This window comes from Conexibacter sp. DBS9H8 (assembly GCF_023330685.1).
Taxonomy (GTDB): domain Bacteria; phylum Actinomycetota; class Thermoleophilia; order Solirubrobacterales; family Solirubrobacteraceae; genus Palsa-465.
The window spans coordinates 671,344-686,335 of sequence record NZ_CP097128.1; the positions used below are offsets into that span (position 1 = coordinate 671,344).

The following is a 14,992-nucleotide window of genomic DNA, read 5'->3' on the forward strand; positions in this document are numbered from 1 at the left end:
CCCGATGGCCGTCCGCCCGATCGTCACCGTCGGGCACCCGGTCCTGCGCGAGCGCGCACGTGAGGTGACCGCCGCGGAGCTCGCCTCCGCTGACCTCCAACGCCTGATCGACGACCTCATCGACACGATGCGCGCCGCCGGCGGGGCCGGCCTGGCGGCCAACCAGATCGCCGAGACGGTCAGGATCGCCGTCGCCGAGGTCCGCCCCAACCACCCGCGTTACCCCTACAAGCCGGAGATCCCCCTCACCGTCATGGTCAACCCGGTGATCGAGCCGGTCGGGCCGGAGACGACCTGGATCAATGAGGGGTGCCTGTCCGTCCCCGACCTGCGTGGAACCCTTGACCGCTTCCTTACCGTCCGGGTGCGCTACCTCGACCGGGACGGCGCCGTCCACGAGGAGATCCAGCGCGGCCTCAGCGCCGGCACCTTCCAGCACGAGGTCGACCACCTCAACGGGATCCTCTTCCTCGACCGCGCCGACCCCCGCACCCTCACCACCTGGGAGCACTGGAATCGCTATCAACGCGACGCCTTCCTCCGCCACGTCGCCGAGATCGAGTCGCCCTGAGGTGGGCCCCACCCCGTGCGAGTGGCCTCAGGATGGCCGCCGCGGCCGCCGGGTCAGCCGCGGCGGGGTGTGCGGCGGCCGGGCGGGGGACTGAGGTCGCGGTGCGGCAGCCCGGCGTGGGCGCTCCGTCCGCGGCAGGCCCGGAGGGACCGATGCGACGTCCTCGGGCGGGTCGGCGGCGGCCGGCGGGTGCGGCCTCGGCGCGAGCGTCTCCAGGAACGACATGCGGATGAACCAGTTCCACAGCCACAGCATCAGCGCGATCACGATCAGGGTCACCCCGAAGGCGGTCGAGATCGTCCCCGCCGTCCCGAAGATCATCAACACGACGCCGGCCACCGCGGGGGCGATGATGAGGAACCAGCGGATCGCCGTCGTCATCACTCCCCCCGTTCTCGCCTTGGGTGTCGGCAGCGGAGGCACTCCACCTTGAGCATAGGCCCCGCCGTCAGGCTCGCGTCAGCTTCCGCCGCGGTCCCGCCAGCGCAGATACCAGGGCCGGGCGGGCCGGTTCGCGTCGCCCCGAGCAGCGGCGGTCGCCTCCTGCCGGGTGGGCAGGCGGCCCTCCCGGCGGGCGGCGAGGACACAGGCACTGTGGGCGTGCCGGCGGCGGGAGTGATCACCCTCGGGGAACAGGAGCATGTGCTCTGACAGTGCCGGAAGCCGCCCGCCACACAGCGGGCAGCTGTAGGTCGCCGGCTTGGTCGACTGGGCCCGGCGGATCTCCCACCACAGCGGATGGCCGGCGGCCATCAGCGGTCCGCCCCGACCGGGGCGGTCAGTCGCGGGAGGGGCCGGTCGCCCATCCCATCAGTCCGTAGCAGCAGACATCCTCGACGGCGGCGACGACGACGTCAGGCCGGCCGCTCAGTCGGCCGGCCTGGCCCCGCACCCACCAGGTGAGGTAGGTGGCCGCCCCGGCGGCGGCGCCCCCGCTCAGCGCCCCCCGCCAGCCGGCGACGTTCCCGGCCGTCAAGCCGCCGACGATCACCCGCCCCACCCACGCGGGCGGCCTGATTCGGTCCGGCGCGCCCGACCACTTGTCGAGGGCGAGCTCACCCACCCCGGCGGCGATCAGCCACGGCCGGACCGGGGCGGGGACGCGGCCGCGGAGGGCGAGCACCGCCGGGCCGGCCATCGACCGCATCGACGCGGCCACCCCGACCGCCACGCTCGACTGCCACCGCCACGAACCACTCATGCCCCGGCACGCTACCGCCTCGGGCGCTAGCGTGCCCGGCGTGGTCATCGACGAGCTCGATCTCAGCGAACTCGACCTCCTCCGCGAGCTCGACCGTCGCATCCGGGCGACCGACGGGGTCACCCTCAAGCTCGAGTGGGCCGACCTCGAGCAGGCCCGCACCGCCGCGAGCCTCGTCGCCCGTGAGGACGGGGCGATCGCCGGCTTCCTCGGCCTCTATGCCTTCGGCGCCGAGGCGGACGTCGAGCTGTGCGGCATGGTCGCCCCCGAGCACCGTCGCAGCGGGATCGCCACCGCCCTGCTCACCCACGGCCGCGCGCTCGCCACCGAGCGCGGACTCACCCGCCACCTGCTGATCGTTCCCCGCGCGTCGGCCTCCGGCGTCGCCTTCCGCACCGGCCTGCCCTCCCGGCTCGAGCACAGCGAACACACGATGCGCCTCGACGGCCTCCCGGACCTGCGGCCGCCCGACCCACGGATCACCGTCCGGGCGGCGACCGCGGCGGACCGGGACGCGCTCGCGACGATCCTCACCGCCGGCTTCGGTCCGCCGCCGGAGGGGATGCTCACCCCCCTGCACCGAGAGGACGTGGAGACGGTAATCGTCTGTCGTGCGGGGGAGCCCGTCGGCACCGCCCGGCTCGCCCGCCACGGTCCTGAGGGGTCGATCTTCGGGTTCGCGATCGACCCGGCCCACCGCGGCCGCGGGATCGGGCGGGACGTCCTTGGCCGGTTCTGCGCGACACTCCTGGGCGGTGGCTGTGACCGCGTCGGTCTGCAGGTCGCCGTCGACAATGAGCGCGCCCTGTCTCTCTATACGGCGACCGGATTCCGCCGCGTCAGCACCGAGGACTACTACGAGCTGCACTGACGCGGCGCCGGGGTGAGCGCGGTGGCCGGGGTCCCGTCCAGCGGGACGGGACCCCGGGTGAGGCGTGGCGGGCCCGGCGCGATCAGGGTGCCGGGCAGCTGAGCGCGTAGGCGCAGGCGTTGAAGGACGCGCCGTCGGCGGCAAGCGGGGAGACGGTCGCCTCATCACCGATCCCGCCGGGAAGGGCGAACGGTGAGGGTGAGATGTCGAGGGCGGTCGGGTTACCCGCGGCGATCGGGACCGGGCTGGCGCCGTTGACGCCAAAGGACGAGCCGGAGCCGAAGTGCACCGTCCCGACGTCGGCGAGCGGGGTCTGGGTGACCACCCTCGGGGCTTCGAGGATCCACTCGGCCGACGATTCGGTGGACGCGTAGCTGACCGTTTTGGACCAGCTCCAGTGGCCCGCGTCGGTCAGGCTGATCTGCCACTGGCCGGCGCTCGCGCCCTGGGTGATGTGGACGCTGACGTTGTCGCCGGGCTGAACGGTGCAGCTCGGGTCACCGGTGCAGCCGCTGATCGGCGTCTCAGAGGCGGGCAGCAGCTCGTACCACGCCTGGTAGGTCGCCCCGGTGAGCAGGCCGCCGACGAGCGAGTTCTCGGTCACCCCGGCCTGGATGAGGTCCTGGCTGGAGTACCCGCCGATGCCCGCCCACGTGGCGGCAAAGCCGGGGATGAGGGGGTTCGCGGTCGGGACGGTGAAATCCGTGTTGACCTGGGTGACGCCGCCGCCGGTCGGGGTCACCGCGTACCCCGACCAGTTCAGTGACGTCGCCGTTCCGCCGTGGGCGGGAATCGTCTCCCCGGCGTGGGCGGGCAGGAAACCGCCGTTCACCGGCGGGGTGGTGGCGGCGGCCGCCGCGGTGAGGGTGAGGCTGGCGCCGGCGACCGCGAGGGCACCGCCGAACCGTGTCCGGAATGTCATGTCGTCTCCCGTGTTTGGACCCTGCCGGTGTCGTCCTCGCCCCGGGGCGACCCTCCCGGCCGGTGCCCGCGGTGACCGAGGGCCTCCCGACCCTGTCCGCCTGTACCCTACACCCCGGCGTGCGCCGGCGGTCCCGTTCAGCCTGGGGGTGAGGGGGGCTCGTCCATCCGTGACCGTTCGGCCTCGGCCGGCACGGACCGGCGGGTCAGCAGCCAGTAGAGGCCTCCGCCGAACAGCGCGCCCATGAACGTCGAGAAGTCCGACCCGCCGGTCGCCTTCGACAGCGGCGCCGACGTCCAGGCCGGGTAGGCGTTGAGCCAGGAGGCGGCCGCGAGAGCACCGACGACGAGCGCGACGATCCCCGGCCAGTGCACCCCGCCGCGGCGGTAGTAGATCCCCCGGGCGGTCGCCATCAGCCCGTCACGGTCATAGCGGCCGCGGCGGAGGAAGAAGTCGACGAGGTAGATCGCGACCCACGGGGCGATCCAGATGAGGATGAACAGGGTGAAGTCGGTGACGTCGGTGTAGAAGCCGGCCGAGAACACGGTGACGGCGGTCAGGCCGCCGGCGAGGACGGTGTCGAGCAGCACGCACTGCCAGCGCCGGATCCGCGGGAGGATCGACTGCAGGGTGAGCCCGGACGTGTAGAGGTCGAGGCTGTTGATCGCAAACAGCTGCACGACGACGACGATCAGGTACGGGAGCAGGAACCAGCCGGGGAACGCCTTGGGGAGCCCGGCGATCGGGTCGGTCGCGGAGGCGACGGCGGTGGCGACCGCCGCCCCGAGCAGCAGACACAGGCTCGCCGGAAGAAAGCTGCCGAGGAACACCGAGCCGACGATCTGGCGCCGGCTCGAGTCGGCGGGCAGGTAGCGGGAATAGTCGGAGGCGTTCATCGGCCAGCCATAACCGCCCGTGGAGAACATGAAGGCAAGGCCGCCCATCATCGCCGCCCAGCTCGCGTCGTGCCCGGCGCCGAGGTGGGCCTTGCCGACGGTGAGGATCGCCAGGAGGACGAATAGCAGCGCGAACGGGATCGCCAGCCAGCGCAGCACCCGCATCATCGTGCCGTGGCCGAGCAGCGGCAGCAGCAGCTGGATCGCCGCGGCGCCGACAATCAGGGCGATCTTCAGTTCGGTGGAGGAGCGCACCCCGAGCTGGCCGAGGATTGCCTGGCCGGCGGAGACGACGAGGTACAGGCCGAGCACCTCAAAGCCGACCTGGGTGAGCCAGTTGAAGGAGGCGACCACGCGCGCGCCGTTGGGTCCGAACGGCGCGCGGTTGATCGTGAACCCCGCCGTGCCGGCCCGCGGGCCGGGCAGGGAGCCGATCCCGGTGATCAGGTAGGAGAGGTTGCCGACGAGGATCACCACCGCCGCCTGCCAGAACCGCAGGCCGAACCCGACGATCAGCGTCGCCCCGTAGACGACGTACTCGACGTTGAAGAGGGCGCCCGCCCACATCCAGGCAAGATCGATCGGCCGGCCGCGCCGGTCCGCGGCGGGGATGTAGTCGATCCCGCGCGACTCGAAGGTCGGCTCCTCCCCGATCGGGCCGCCGGGGCCGGCTCCGGCCTCAGATGCGATGACTGCGTTCACGTGGCGAATCCCCCAGGGTCAGAAGCGAAAAGGGTGCTGGCCGTGCCCGCCGGCCAGGGCTCATTGTCCCGGAGGGGCGGACGGACGGGCGCCCGGAGGGCCGGACGGCGGGAGCGTCGTCGCGTCGGACCGAGCGCGCGGCGGGGACGTGGTCCCGGGTGCGGTCGCGGCCAGGTCCTCGGGCGTGTCGATGTCGGTCGTCGCCCCCAGTCCGGTGCAGTCGACGTCCCGGGGCGTCCACTGCGTGAGACCCCGGGCGCCCATGTCCCCCCGCAGTTCGGCGACGGCGGCGAAGGTGGCCTGGCTGAGGGCGACCGGGTGGCCGGCGATAGTACCGTAACGGGCGCGGCAGACCGGGTGCCCCTCCCGGGAGGCGGCGAGGACCCGTGCGACCGCGGCGCCGCTGAGATGGGGCTGGTCGGCGAGGGCGACGATGGCCCGTTCGGCCCCGCGGCCCGCGGCGGCGCTCACCCCGGCCCGTAGGGACGCGCTCATCCCCTCAGACCAGTCGGTCACCTCGACGACCTCCACTCCGCTGAGGACGGCCCGGACACGGTCGGCGTGGGCGCCGAGGACGACGATGATGTCGGACAGGCCGCCGGCCCGCAGTGCCGCGATCGGCCAGCTGATCAGCGGCCGTCCGCCGAGCTCGGCCACCTGCTTGGCCCCGCCGAAGCGCCGCCCGGCGCCGGCGGCGAGCACGATCCCGACGGCATCCCGGGCCGGGGCGGCGGGTGGCAGGGGGCTCGACATCCCCGTCGATTCTCCCCTCCTCGCCGGGGGTGGTGTCGCGCGCCTGCCAAGGCCCGTGAGCGGGCACCTAGAATCGGACCCCACGCCCCCATGGTCTAGTGGTTAGGACGCCTGCCTTTCACGCAGGAGATCGCCGGTTCGAGCCCGGCTGGGGGTACTCCCTGCAAATCGGTTAAGCGGTTCCCGGGCGCTGGTCATCGACTCGATGAGGCTGCCGAAGCGCTTGAGCGCCGCGTGTTCTTCGCTCAGTTCGCCACGCGCTACGAGGAACTTCGCGTCGATTCCGCCGCCTGAGGCGAGATCGAGCCCGGCGCATCCGGGCTCGCCGAGCTCTCGGCCGCTCGTACGGGCCGGCCGGCCAGCCGATCTCGCGGTGTCGTTGAGCCGGTCGGTCTGCGTCAGGGTTGACAGTCGATCGCGACGGCGAGGGCGGCGCAGATCTCGCGCATCCGGATGTCGGCGAGTCGACCAAGTCGTTCGACGAGCACACCGAGGGAGACGCTCTCCACCGAGTCCAGGTTGACCGCTGACCGTCGCGGGACGGGGTCTTCGCCCCGCTCCAGGATCACCTCGCTCGGTAACGAGCGGATCGTCGTCGTGCACGGTGCGATGAGCGCGCGGCCGAGCCGGGGAATCGCGGCATCGCGTGAGAGGACGACGACGGGGCGTCGACCGGTCTCAGGCAGTTCACACCACCACAGCTCACCGCGAGCCGGAATCGCGCTCATGATGCGGCGGCCGCGCGACGGAACGAAGCGAGATCCCCCCAGGCGTCGGGCTCCTCGAGCGGGTGGCGTTCATACGCGGCGTAGCTCGCATCCAGCTCCGCGGCGCGATGCTGCGCCAGCAGTGCCGCGAGCGCTTCATCGACCAGCGCCGCATCGGTGGCACCGGATCGCAGCGCCCGGACGCTCGCCAGCAGCGCGGAATCGACCGTCGTACTCAGACGTATGCGCGCCATGCCATGAGTATGCCACCAGACGAACAGGCCGGAGGTGCAGCGGGTTCGCCGGTTCCGACAGGGCGTGACGGGGGGTGTCCTGGGGTCCTCGGGGCGGTCACGCGGTAAGAAAGCGGGTGGTCGTGGGCGCTAAGGGGGAAACGAGCACTGCCAGAGGAGATCTCATGATGAACCCACTGGGCGCGGGCGAGCGCTTCCCGACCCTTGTCATCCGGCCGGTGGACGCCGATCCCCTGCAGCTCCCCGACGCGTTCGCGGGCCGCTGAGCGCGCTGAAAGGCGCGCAGCAGGCCGACAAGGCCGGGCACGGCGGCGAGCATCGCGCCGTGTTCGTCTACCAGCTCGACTCCTACCGGTACTGGGCTGAGCATCTCGGCCGCGACGACTTCGAGCCCGGTCAGTTCGGCGAGAACTTCACCGTCGAGGGACTGAGCGACGAGGAGGTCTGCATCGGTGATCGCTACCGCATCGGCGAGGCGATCTTCGAGGTCACCCAACCGCGCGTGACGTGCTTTCGCATCGGGATCCGAATGAACGTGGCGGACATGCCGTCCCTCCTGGTCGCCCACCGCCGCCCCGGCTTCTACCTGCGGGTGCTCGTCGAGGGCCGGGTGCAGAACGGTCAGCTGATCGAACGGGTCGCCCTCGGACCCGAGCGGGTGAGCGTCGCCGACTGCGACGCGCTGCTGTATCTCCCAGACAAGTCAGAGCAGACGCTCCGCCGGGTTCTACGGGTACCCGCGCTCAGCGCCGGCTGGCGAGATTCGTTCGCGACGCTGTCCTCTGCGCCGACCAGCGCGCCCGCCCCCGCGTGGGAGGGCTTCCAGCCTCTGGAGGTCGTCGCTGTCCAACCCGAGAGCGACACCATCACCTCGTTCCTTCTGTGCCCCCTCGCGGCCGACGCACCGACCCCGCGCAGTGAGGCCGGGCAGTATCTCGCGCTGTCGCTGCTCCCCGGGGGCGATACCGAAGCGCCCGTGATCCGCAGCTACTCGCTGTCGCGCCTGGCGGGCCCGCAGGGGTACCGGATCAGCGTCCGGCGCCTCCCCGGTGGCCGGGCCAGCGGCTTTCTCCACGATCAGCTGTGCGAGGGTGACCGCGTCATGGCGGCCGCCCCTCGGGGTGACTTTCGGCTGCACATCGGGGAGCGGCCCGTTGTCCTGCTGAGCGTCGGCGTCGGCATCACCCCGGTGCTCGCGATGCTCGAGGCGCTCGCCGGGGGGGCGGATCCGCGCGAGGTCTGGTGGGTGCACGGGGCGCGGGATCGCTCCGAGCAGGCCTTCGCCGCCGAGGTCGATGAGCTGCTGGCGCGGCTGCCGCGCTCACACCGGCTCGTGAGCTACAGCCGCCCCGAGCCCGGGCACCCCGTCGCGGCAAACAGGGGTGACCTGGTCGGGCGGATCTCCGGTGCATCTCTGGGGCGGGCCGGCGTCCCCGTCGATGCCGACTTCTACCTGTGCGGACCCGAGCCGTTCATGGACGCGCTCGCCGCCGGGATCACGGCCGAGGGAACGCCGCCGGGACAGATCTTCACCGAGCGCTTCAGCGCGCGTCCCACCCCGCTGCCACCGGGCCTGGCCCACCGCTCCGTCCCCCATCTCCCCGATCCGGACCGCGGGACCGGACCCCGCGTCAGCTTCACCTACAGCAACCTCACCGTGCGCTGGGATCCCGCCTACGGCAGCCTGCTCGAGCTCGCCGAGGCATGTGACGTGCCGGCTCGCTTCGGCTGTCGCAACGGCGTCTGTCACGCCTGTGCGAGCGAGGTGCTCAGCGGCACCGTCACCTACCTCACCGCCCCCCTGCAACCCCCGGGCGAGCGCCAGGTCCTGCTGTGCTGTGCGGCGCCGACCTCCGACCTCGCGCTCGAGCTGTGAGGCGATCCCCAAGCGCCCGGGCGATCGACGCGCAGTCTCATCCGCCCGGGCTGCGCATGAGCACGGACGCGACCCTCGCAGCCACGTCGGATGAGAACCGGGACGGGGCCGGCGGGGCCGCGCCGGCGCGAACCGAGGATCGCGCCTGGGCCTACTCCGACGCCGTCTTCGCGGTGATCGTCACGATCATGGTCCTGCAGCTGCGTCCGCCCCGTTCGCCTGACCTCTCCGCCCTCCTCGCGCTCTGGCCGATGGTCATCAGCTACCTCGTCAGCTACGTGTTCATCGCGATCATCTAGATCAACCATCACCACGTGACGCGGTTTGTCGATCACCCGTCACTCGGGCTCATCTGGACGAACTTTCTCCATCTCCTGCTCGTGTCCCTGCTGCCCTTCGCGACAGCGTGGCTCGCCCGGACGCGCATGGCCTCCGTGCCGACGATCGTCTACGCCGGCCTCTTCCTCTGCGCGGCCAGCGTCTTCAACGTCCTCGAACACCGGATCCTCACAAGCGCCGCCCAGGTCCCCCGACCGGTCCGCCGCACCGCACGCCGGCGATCACTGGTGGCCCTCAGCCTGTTCGGGCTTGCCATCGTCGCCGCGACACTCCGGCCGTGGGTCGGCTTCGTCTTCATCTGTGCCGCGCTCGTGCTGCACGTCAAGCCGGACGTCGGGTGCAACCCAACAACCAAAAGGTGCATGACAGATGAGCGGGCAATGTGATGCGATCGTGATCGGCGCGGGCCCGGTGGGTGAGGTTGCGGCGTCGCGGCTCAACCGTGACGGGTTGAACACGGCACTCGTGGAGCGTGAACTGATCGGCGGGGAGTGCGGGTACTGGGCCTGCATTCCGTCCAAGACCCTGCTGCGGCCCGCTGAGGTCCGGGGTGAGGCCGAGCGGACCGCGGGCACCTCCGCCCCGGACCAGCGCTGGCCCGAGGTCGCCGCGTACCGCGACTTCATGATCCGCCACCTCGACGACAGCGCGCAGGTGACCGGCTATGAGCGGGACGGGGTGCGTGTCTACAAGGGTGATGGCCGGCACGCCGGTCCCGGCCGGGTCGAGGTCGCGGGGGAGCTGCTTGAGACGAGACGGGTCGTGATCGCCACCGGAAGTGACGCGCGGATCCCCGACATCCCCGGCCTCGCCGAGGCCGGGTACTGGACCAACCGTGAGGCGACGACCATCCAGGAGATCCCCGACAGCATCCTCATCCTCGGCGGCGGGCCGGTCGGGATCGAACTCGGTCAGTTCCTGCGTCGCATCGGGACCGACGTCACCCTGATCCAGGCCGCCGAGCGGCTGCTGCCCCGTGAGGACCCCCGTGTCGGCGAGCTGATCGCCGAGCAGCTCCGCTCCGAGGGGATCGCCCTGCACCTCGGGGCCAGTGTCGTGTCGGCGAGCGCCGGTGCGGGCCGGCGCACCCTCACGCTCGCCGACGGCCAGACCCTCAGCGCCACCGAGGTGCTGATCGCCACCGGCCGTGCCCCGCGCGTCAACGACATCGGGCTGGAGACGATCGGGATCACGCCCGACCCGAGGGGAATCCCGATTGATGAGCGCTGTCGTGTCACCGACGGCGTCTGGGCGATCGGCGACGTCACCGGGGTGATGCCCTTCACCCATGTCGGCATGTACCAGGGGCGCATCACCTGCGCAGACATCGCCGGCCGGGCCGCCCGGGCCGACTACAGCGCCATCCCGCGCGTCGTCTTCTGCGACCCGGAGGTCGCCGCCGTCGGCCTGAGCGCCGATCAGGCCACCGAACGCGGGATCGCCGTCAGGACCGCAACCGTCGCGCTCGCCGACGCGATCGCCCGACCCTGGACCTACCAGAAGGACCCCGGCGGCGAACTCGGCATCATCGCCGACCGCGACAGCCGCACCCTGATCGGCGCCTGGGCCGTCGGCCCGCTCGCCGGGGAATGGATCCACTACGCCACCCTCGCGATCAAGACCCGCGCCGGCATCGACGTGCTCAGTGACACCGTCGCCCAGTTCCCCACCTACACCGAGGCGTACCTCAAGGCCATCGAGCAGCTCGATTTGTGACGGGTCGGAGGTAGTGTGAGAGTTGCTTCATGTCCGCTCGCGGATCGACTCGGCTGACCGACTACCCGGTGTGACGTCCCAACGAAGGAGCCAGTATGAGCGTTTCACCGATCGGCGGTCAGAACATGATCCTCGCGGCCCAGGCGGCGGCAGCCGCCGCCAAGCCGGAGGCGGCCGAGCCCGCCGGCGTCCCGGACCACGACGGCGACAACGACAGCGCCGTCAAGGTCACGCTGTCGAAGTCCTCCTGAGGCCAGAGCGGGTGCCGGCCGTGTGCGGCACCCGCTGCCTCCGGGCTCACCCTCAGCAGCGGCGGTAGATCCGCGTGAAGCTGACCGACTCCCGGTGGTGGCCGACGATCATCCGCTCGGTCACCTGCACGCGGACGGGGCGCCGGCCGGCCCCCAGCGGGACCCCGGTGAGGCGGTTGCCACGCCGGCGCAGTCGGAGCCGACGGCCGTTGCGCGTCACGGTCACCGAGGTGATCCGCTCCCCGACCGCGTGGGACAGCGCGATCTGGACCCGCGGGCCGACACAGCGCGCCACTCGGGTCACCGTGTGGCTGCACCACGGGTTTGCGGGCACCCCGCCACAGGGGTCGGGCATCGTCACGAGCTCCGAGGCGGCGGGGAGTTCGTGCAGGACCGGCGTGGTGATCTTCGGGTAGTGGGACCCGGGCGGGCAGGGCAGCGACTGGCCTGCGGCCAGGCCGATTCCCGAATCGCAGGCCACCTGAGCGGTGAACTCCGCTCCCTGGGGGGTGCTGTCCTCGGGGGTGGCGACGGGCTTGCCGTTACAGGTGGGGAACTGCTGCTGCAGGCCCGATGGTGAGCTCGTCCACTTCCCGCTGGCGTCCGTGTTGTGAGCGAAGCAGTCGGTCGGCTCGTTCGGCTCGAAGTTGGTGAACCCGAAGTCCCCGTTGGTCGGGTTGCCATAGGAGCCGTTGTGCTTGTAGTAGTTGCCGATCAGCGCGTCCCCGTACTCGTCGAAGATGCACAGCGCGCCCGGCGTCTGGCCGCCGGTGCCGCCGGTGCAGGGCGGGCCGCTGTCCGGGTAGGGGACGAACGCGTTACCCCACGCGTTGTTGTTCTCGAAGTAGTTGTTCATCACGGTGTCGTTGCGCCCGCCCGATAGCGTCATCCCCGTGCCGACCGGCCCGGCCGCGGCCGACCCGGCCGCTGGGGCGCTCGCGTTGTTGTTGTCGTGGCTCCAGTTGTCCATGAACACCCAGCAGGAGTGCGTGTGGGTGATCGGGCTGATCCCGTTGTTGGGGCAGGCCCCGTTCTGGGGCGACGGCTCGTCAGCGTTCTGGCTGTTGGTGTCGAAGCCATCCTCGTTGTTGTCCCACTGGGAGTTCTCGATCACCAGGTTCCCTCCGGAGTTCGTTCCCGAGTATCCGAGCGCGCTGAACTCCGACCACGCGTCATTGACGACCTGGTTGCACTGTTGCTGACAGGCCCCGATGTAGAGACCCGAGTCGTTCATGTTGGAGGCGTACACGTGATCCCACATGCCGCCGTCCCAGTTGCTGGAGAAGATGCCGTACTGGGCGGCGGAGGTCTCGTTCGCGTAGTAGAGCGTCGTGCCGGTGATGTAGGCCCCGTAGTAGCCCCAGCCGCCGATCTTCTGGCTGTTGGCGCCGCCGTTCCACCAGATCCCGTTGCCGGTGTTCCCGTCCGCGCCCGAACCCCCGGGGAAGTTGCAGGCGGTGAGGTTCTCGATGCTGACGTTGTCGGCCTTGTAGACCATCAGGCCGTTGAGGCCGGCCGGCCCCGTCGGGGTGGACGGTCCGAAGTTCTGGTCGGCGGTGATGTTGTTGCACGGCGGGCCGGCGGTCGTGTCGTCGATGATCACGCCGTTGCGGTTCATTCCGCGGATGGTCAGGTTCGGGGTGGTGACGGGATCGGCGGCGGGAAATTGCCCGCCGGATCCGGCGGGGAAGCTGACAGACGTCGTCTTGTAGTCGCCCGGGCCGATCAGGATCACGTCACCGGGATGGGCGGCGTCGAGGGCAGCCTGAATCGTCGAGAACTGCCCGGGGATCCCGTGAAAACGGCCGACTCGCAGCACCTCGGACGCCCGGGCCGCGTTCCGTGCGGCGATCGCGGGATACGCGTTGCGGACGTGTCCGACGGGACGGCCCTTTGGCCAGTTCGGGCTCGTGATCCAGCCGGACGGGTTGATCTGCATGTGCCTGCGTGCCGGGGTGCGCATGTTCGCGTCGAGCAGGCGGCCTCGCTGCGGCGCACGGCTCGCCGCCGTTTTGAGGCCACGGGCACCGCTCGCCTGGGCGAGCACACCACCGATGGCGGCACCCAGGAGCAGCACCACCGTCACCACCACCGACACCGACCGTCGCATCCTCGTTCCCTCTCTGTTGCTCTCAGGCGGCGTCCCGGACCCCACTCCCGCCGGTCCCCCGGAGGCCGGGGCGCCTGTACCCCGAGAGATGGCGTCCGGACCGCACGTCGAGACGCTAGGTTGAGCGCGGTCTGCTGTCAACTGCCAAGCGTGCTCCGGTGGCGAGGCCGCGCGCTCGGAGGGCGTCGGGGTGTCCTCAGGCGGCGTACCGGTGATGCAGCAGCAGCGAACGGCGGCCTCGAGCGGGCCGCGCCGGACCGCACCGGTCGCGCCACGCGCCTCGGCCGCCCCCACGGCGGCCGGATAGCCTCCGCGTGTGCTCGTCCTGCTTCCCCCGTCCAAGACGATGGCCGCCCCGGCGCGAGGCCGGCGGCTGGGGCTCTCCACGCTCGCGTACCCGGCGCGGCTGACCGAGCCGCGCCGCCGGCTCATCGACGCCCTCGATCCCGCTCTCACGCGCACCCCCGCCGTCCCGGCGGCCGAGCTGTACACCGGTGTCCTCTACGGCGCCCTCGGCCTCGCCGACCTGCCCTGGGACGGGGTGCTGATCGCCAGCGCGCTGTGGGGCGTGCTGCGCCCCGGGGATCGGGTGCCCGCCTACCGGCTCGACATGGGAGCCAAGCTGCCCGGCCTGCCCGGGCTCGCCGCGCACTGGCGGGCCCCGCTCGCCGCGGCGCTTCCGGACCGTGGGCTCGTGCTCGACCTGCGCTCGGGGTCCTACGCGGCCGCCTGGTCGCCCCGTCGCGCCGAGCGGCTCGTCGTCCGCGGCTTCAGTGAGGCGCCCGACGGGACCCGCCGCGTGATCACCCACATGGTCAAGCGCGTCCGCGGTGAGGTTGCCCGGATCGTCCTCGCCGCCGGGGGCGCCGAGCGGGCCGGTGAGGTCGCCGAGATCCTCACCGCCGCCGGGCTCCGGGTCGAGCTCTTCCCCGGGTTCTGTGACGTGATCGAGTCATCGGCGTGAGTCGCTCCTTCGCCCCCGGGCTGACGCTGATCGCCAACGCCTGTCTGGACCGGATCAACGGGTCGGCCTGGCAGGCGGGCGGCGCGCCCGTCTATGCCCTGCCCGCCTACCGCGCCCTCACCGCGGGCGGGGCGATCCACTACAGCTGCGCGGGCGGGGACGCCGGCCTGATCGGCGCCGCCTTCCGTGGCGCCCCGGAGGGACTCGCTGTCGTCTGTCACGCTGCCGCGCAGACAATCCACTTCGACATCACCAGCGCCGGGGACGATCGCAGCTTCGGCGTGCTCGCGACCGGACACACCTGGCGGGCGGCGGACCTCGCCGACCTCGCGGTTCCGACGCGCTGGGTGCATTTCGCTCCGCTCCTGGGGGGTGACGTGGCAACCGACCTGCTGGCGACGCTCGCCGCCCGTGGGCACATCGTCTCCTATGACGGTCAGGGCCTCGTCCGCGGCGCCACGATCGGACCGCTCGTCCTCGAGGCCCGTGTCCCCGCCGGTCTGCTCGACCACCTCAGCGTGTTGAAACTGTCGGTGGAGGAGGCGGCGATCCTCGCCGCCCCGGACCCCTTCAGCGCCGCGACGGCGGCCCGGCTCGGCGTCCCGGAGGTCCTCGTCACCGCCGGCAGCGGCGGCGCGACGCTGTACTGGGACGGAACGGTCATCCACGTCAGCCCCGCGCGCGTGATCCCGGTCGAGGCGACCGGCGCGGGTGATGCGTTCTCCACCGCCTACGCGATCGCCCGCGACCGCGGCGAGGACCCCCCGGAGGCGACTCGGACGGCGACGGGCGTCGTCCAGGCGATCCTCGCCGCTCGGCTCGGCGGCTGAGCCCCACCTCTGGCCGGCGACACCCGCCC

Annotated in this window: 18 protein-coding genes and 1 tRNA gene; 10 read left to right on the forward strand and 9 right to left on the reverse strand. The window is 71.7% G+C overall.

Features of this window, described 5'->3' with window-relative positions; translation table 11 throughout:
• Nucleotides 1–4: 4 nt before the first annotated feature.
• Complete coding sequence (gene def, locus M3M55_RS03230; protein WP_249011387.1) at nt 5–571, forward strand: peptide deformylase; 567 nt, start codon at nt 5–7, stop codon at nt 569–571.
• 27 nt (nt 572–598) lie between these two features.
• On the opposite strand, the gene M3M55_RS03235 is transcribed toward def, so the two are convergent.
• The 3 genes from M3M55_RS03235 to M3M55_RS03245 all read right to left on the reverse strand — a co-directional run bounded on the left by M3M55_RS03235 (nt 599) and on the right by M3M55_RS03245 (nt 1,772).
• Nucleotides 599–952, reverse strand: coding sequence for a hypothetical protein (locus M3M55_RS03235; RefSeq protein ID WP_249011388.1), 354 nt, complete (start codon nt 950–952; stop codon nt 599–601).
• 78 nt (nt 953–1,030) lie between these two features.
• On the reverse strand, nt 1,031–1,324 hold the full coding sequence (locus tag M3M55_RS03240; RefSeq protein ID WP_249011389.1) for a hypothetical protein: 294 nt from the start codon (nt 1,322–1,324) through the stop codon (nt 1,031–1,033).
• A 25-nt stretch (nt 1,325–1,349) separates the two neighbouring features.
• On the reverse strand, nt 1,350–1,772 hold the full coding sequence (locus M3M55_RS03245) for a hypothetical protein (RefSeq protein ID WP_249011390.1): 423 nt from the start codon (nt 1,770–1,772) through the stop codon (nt 1,350–1,352).
• A 40-nt stretch (nt 1,773–1,812) separates the two neighbouring features.
• Between M3M55_RS03245 and M3M55_RS03250 the strand changes: the two genes are divergently transcribed.
• Complete coding sequence (locus M3M55_RS03250; protein ID WP_249011391.1) at nt 1,813–2,643, forward strand: GNAT family N-acetyltransferase; 831 nt, start codon at nt 1,813–1,815, stop codon at nt 2,641–2,643.
• 82 nt (nt 2,644–2,725) lie between these two features.
• On the opposite strand, the gene M3M55_RS03255 is transcribed toward M3M55_RS03250, so the two are convergent.
• The 3 genes from M3M55_RS03255 to M3M55_RS03265 form a co-directional block, all read right to left on the reverse strand.
• The gene (locus M3M55_RS03255; RefSeq protein WP_249011392.1) at nt 2,726–3,565 is read right to left on the reverse strand and encodes a G1 family glutamic endopeptidase; all 840 of its coding nucleotides are present in this window, start codon (nt 3,563–3,565) and stop codon (nt 2,726–2,728) included.
• A 137-nt stretch (nt 3,566–3,702) separates the two neighbouring features.
• Nucleotides 3,703–5,163 (reverse strand): cytosine permease, encoded by a 1,461-nt coding sequence (locus tag M3M55_RS03260; RefSeq protein WP_249011393.1) that lies wholly within the window; start codon nt 5,161–5,163, stop codon nt 3,703–3,705.
• 60 nt (nt 5,164–5,223) lie between these two features.
• On the reverse strand, nt 5,224–5,916 hold the full coding sequence (locus M3M55_RS03265; RefSeq protein WP_249011394.1) for an NTP transferase domain-containing protein: 693 nt from the start codon (nt 5,914–5,916) through the stop codon (nt 5,224–5,226).
• An 84-nt stretch (nt 5,917–6,000) separates the two neighbouring features.
• On the opposite strand from M3M55_RS03265, the gene M3M55_RS03270 reads away from it, so the two are divergent.
• Nucleotides 6,001–6,073: transfer RNA gene (locus tag M3M55_RS03270), tRNA-Glu, on the forward strand.
• 241 nt (nt 6,074–6,314) lie between these two features.
• Here M3M55_RS03270 and M3M55_RS03275 read toward each other — a convergent pair.
• Nucleotides 6,315–6,644 (reverse strand): type II toxin-antitoxin system PemK/MazF family toxin, encoded by a 330-nt coding sequence (locus tag M3M55_RS03275; protein ID WP_249011395.1) that lies wholly within the window; start codon nt 6,642–6,644, stop codon nt 6,315–6,317.
• A complete protein-coding gene (locus M3M55_RS03280) occupies nt 6,641–6,877 on the reverse strand; it encodes a hypothetical protein (protein ID WP_305883313.1) in 237 nt (78 codons plus the stop codon). The genes M3M55_RS03275 and M3M55_RS03280 overlap by 4 nt, the downstream gene beginning before the upstream one ends.
• Before the next feature lie 271 nt (nt 6,878–7,148).
• Here M3M55_RS03280 and M3M55_RS03285 point away from each other — a divergent pair, with 271 nt between their 5' ends.
• From M3M55_RS03285 to M3M55_RS03305, 5 genes are all read left to right on the forward strand, one after another.
• The gene (locus M3M55_RS03285; protein WP_256469068.1) at nt 7,149–8,753 is read left to right on the forward strand and encodes an MOSC and FAD-binding oxidoreductase domain-containing protein; all 1,605 of its coding nucleotides are present in this window, start codon (nt 7,149–7,151) and stop codon (nt 8,751–8,753) included.
• On the forward strand, nt 8,750–9,052 hold the full coding sequence (locus tag M3M55_RS03290) for a TMEM175 family protein (RefSeq protein ID WP_249011397.1): 303 nt from the start codon (nt 8,750–8,752) through the stop codon (nt 9,050–9,052). The genes M3M55_RS03285 and M3M55_RS03290 overlap by 4 nt, the downstream gene beginning before the upstream one ends.
• A 15-nt stretch (nt 9,053–9,067) precedes the next feature.
• Nucleotides 9,068–9,478, forward strand: coding sequence for a hypothetical protein (locus M3M55_RS03295; RefSeq protein ID WP_249011398.1), 411 nt, complete (start codon nt 9,068–9,070; stop codon nt 9,476–9,478).
• Nucleotides 9,462–10,808, forward strand: coding sequence for an NAD(P)/FAD-dependent oxidoreductase (locus M3M55_RS03300; protein ID WP_249011399.1), 1,347 nt, complete (start codon nt 9,462–9,464; stop codon nt 10,806–10,808). The genes M3M55_RS03295 and M3M55_RS03300 overlap by 17 nt, the downstream gene beginning before the upstream one ends.
• A gap of 95 nt (nt 10,809–10,903) precedes the next feature.
• Nucleotides 10,904–11,059 carry a hypothetical protein gene (locus tag M3M55_RS03305; RefSeq protein ID WP_249011400.1) on the forward strand — a complete coding sequence of 52 codons (156 nt, stop codon included), beginning with the start codon at nt 10,904–10,906 and terminating at the stop codon, nt 11,057–11,059.
• 52 nt (nt 11,060–11,111) lie between these two features.
• On the opposite strand, the gene M3M55_RS03310 is transcribed toward M3M55_RS03305, so the two are convergent.
• Nucleotides 11,112–13,169 carry a hypothetical protein gene (locus tag M3M55_RS03310; RefSeq protein ID WP_249011401.1) on the reverse strand — a complete coding sequence of 686 codons (2,058 nt, stop codon included), beginning with the start codon at nt 13,167–13,169 and terminating at the stop codon, nt 11,112–11,114.
• Nucleotides 13,170–13,485: 316 nt separating this feature from the next.
• Here M3M55_RS03310 and M3M55_RS03315 point away from each other — a divergent pair, with 316 nt between their 5' ends.
• Nucleotides 13,486–14,133 (forward strand): YaaA family protein, encoded by a 648-nt coding sequence (locus M3M55_RS03315; RefSeq protein ID WP_249011402.1) that lies wholly within the window; start codon nt 13,486–13,488, stop codon nt 14,131–14,133.
• Nucleotides 14,130–14,963, forward strand: coding sequence for a carbohydrate kinase family protein (locus M3M55_RS03320; protein WP_249011403.1), 834 nt, complete (start codon nt 14,130–14,132; stop codon nt 14,961–14,963). Before M3M55_RS03315 ends, M3M55_RS03320 begins: the two co-directional genes overlap by 4 nt.
• Nucleotides 14,964–14,992: the final 29 nt, after the last annotated feature.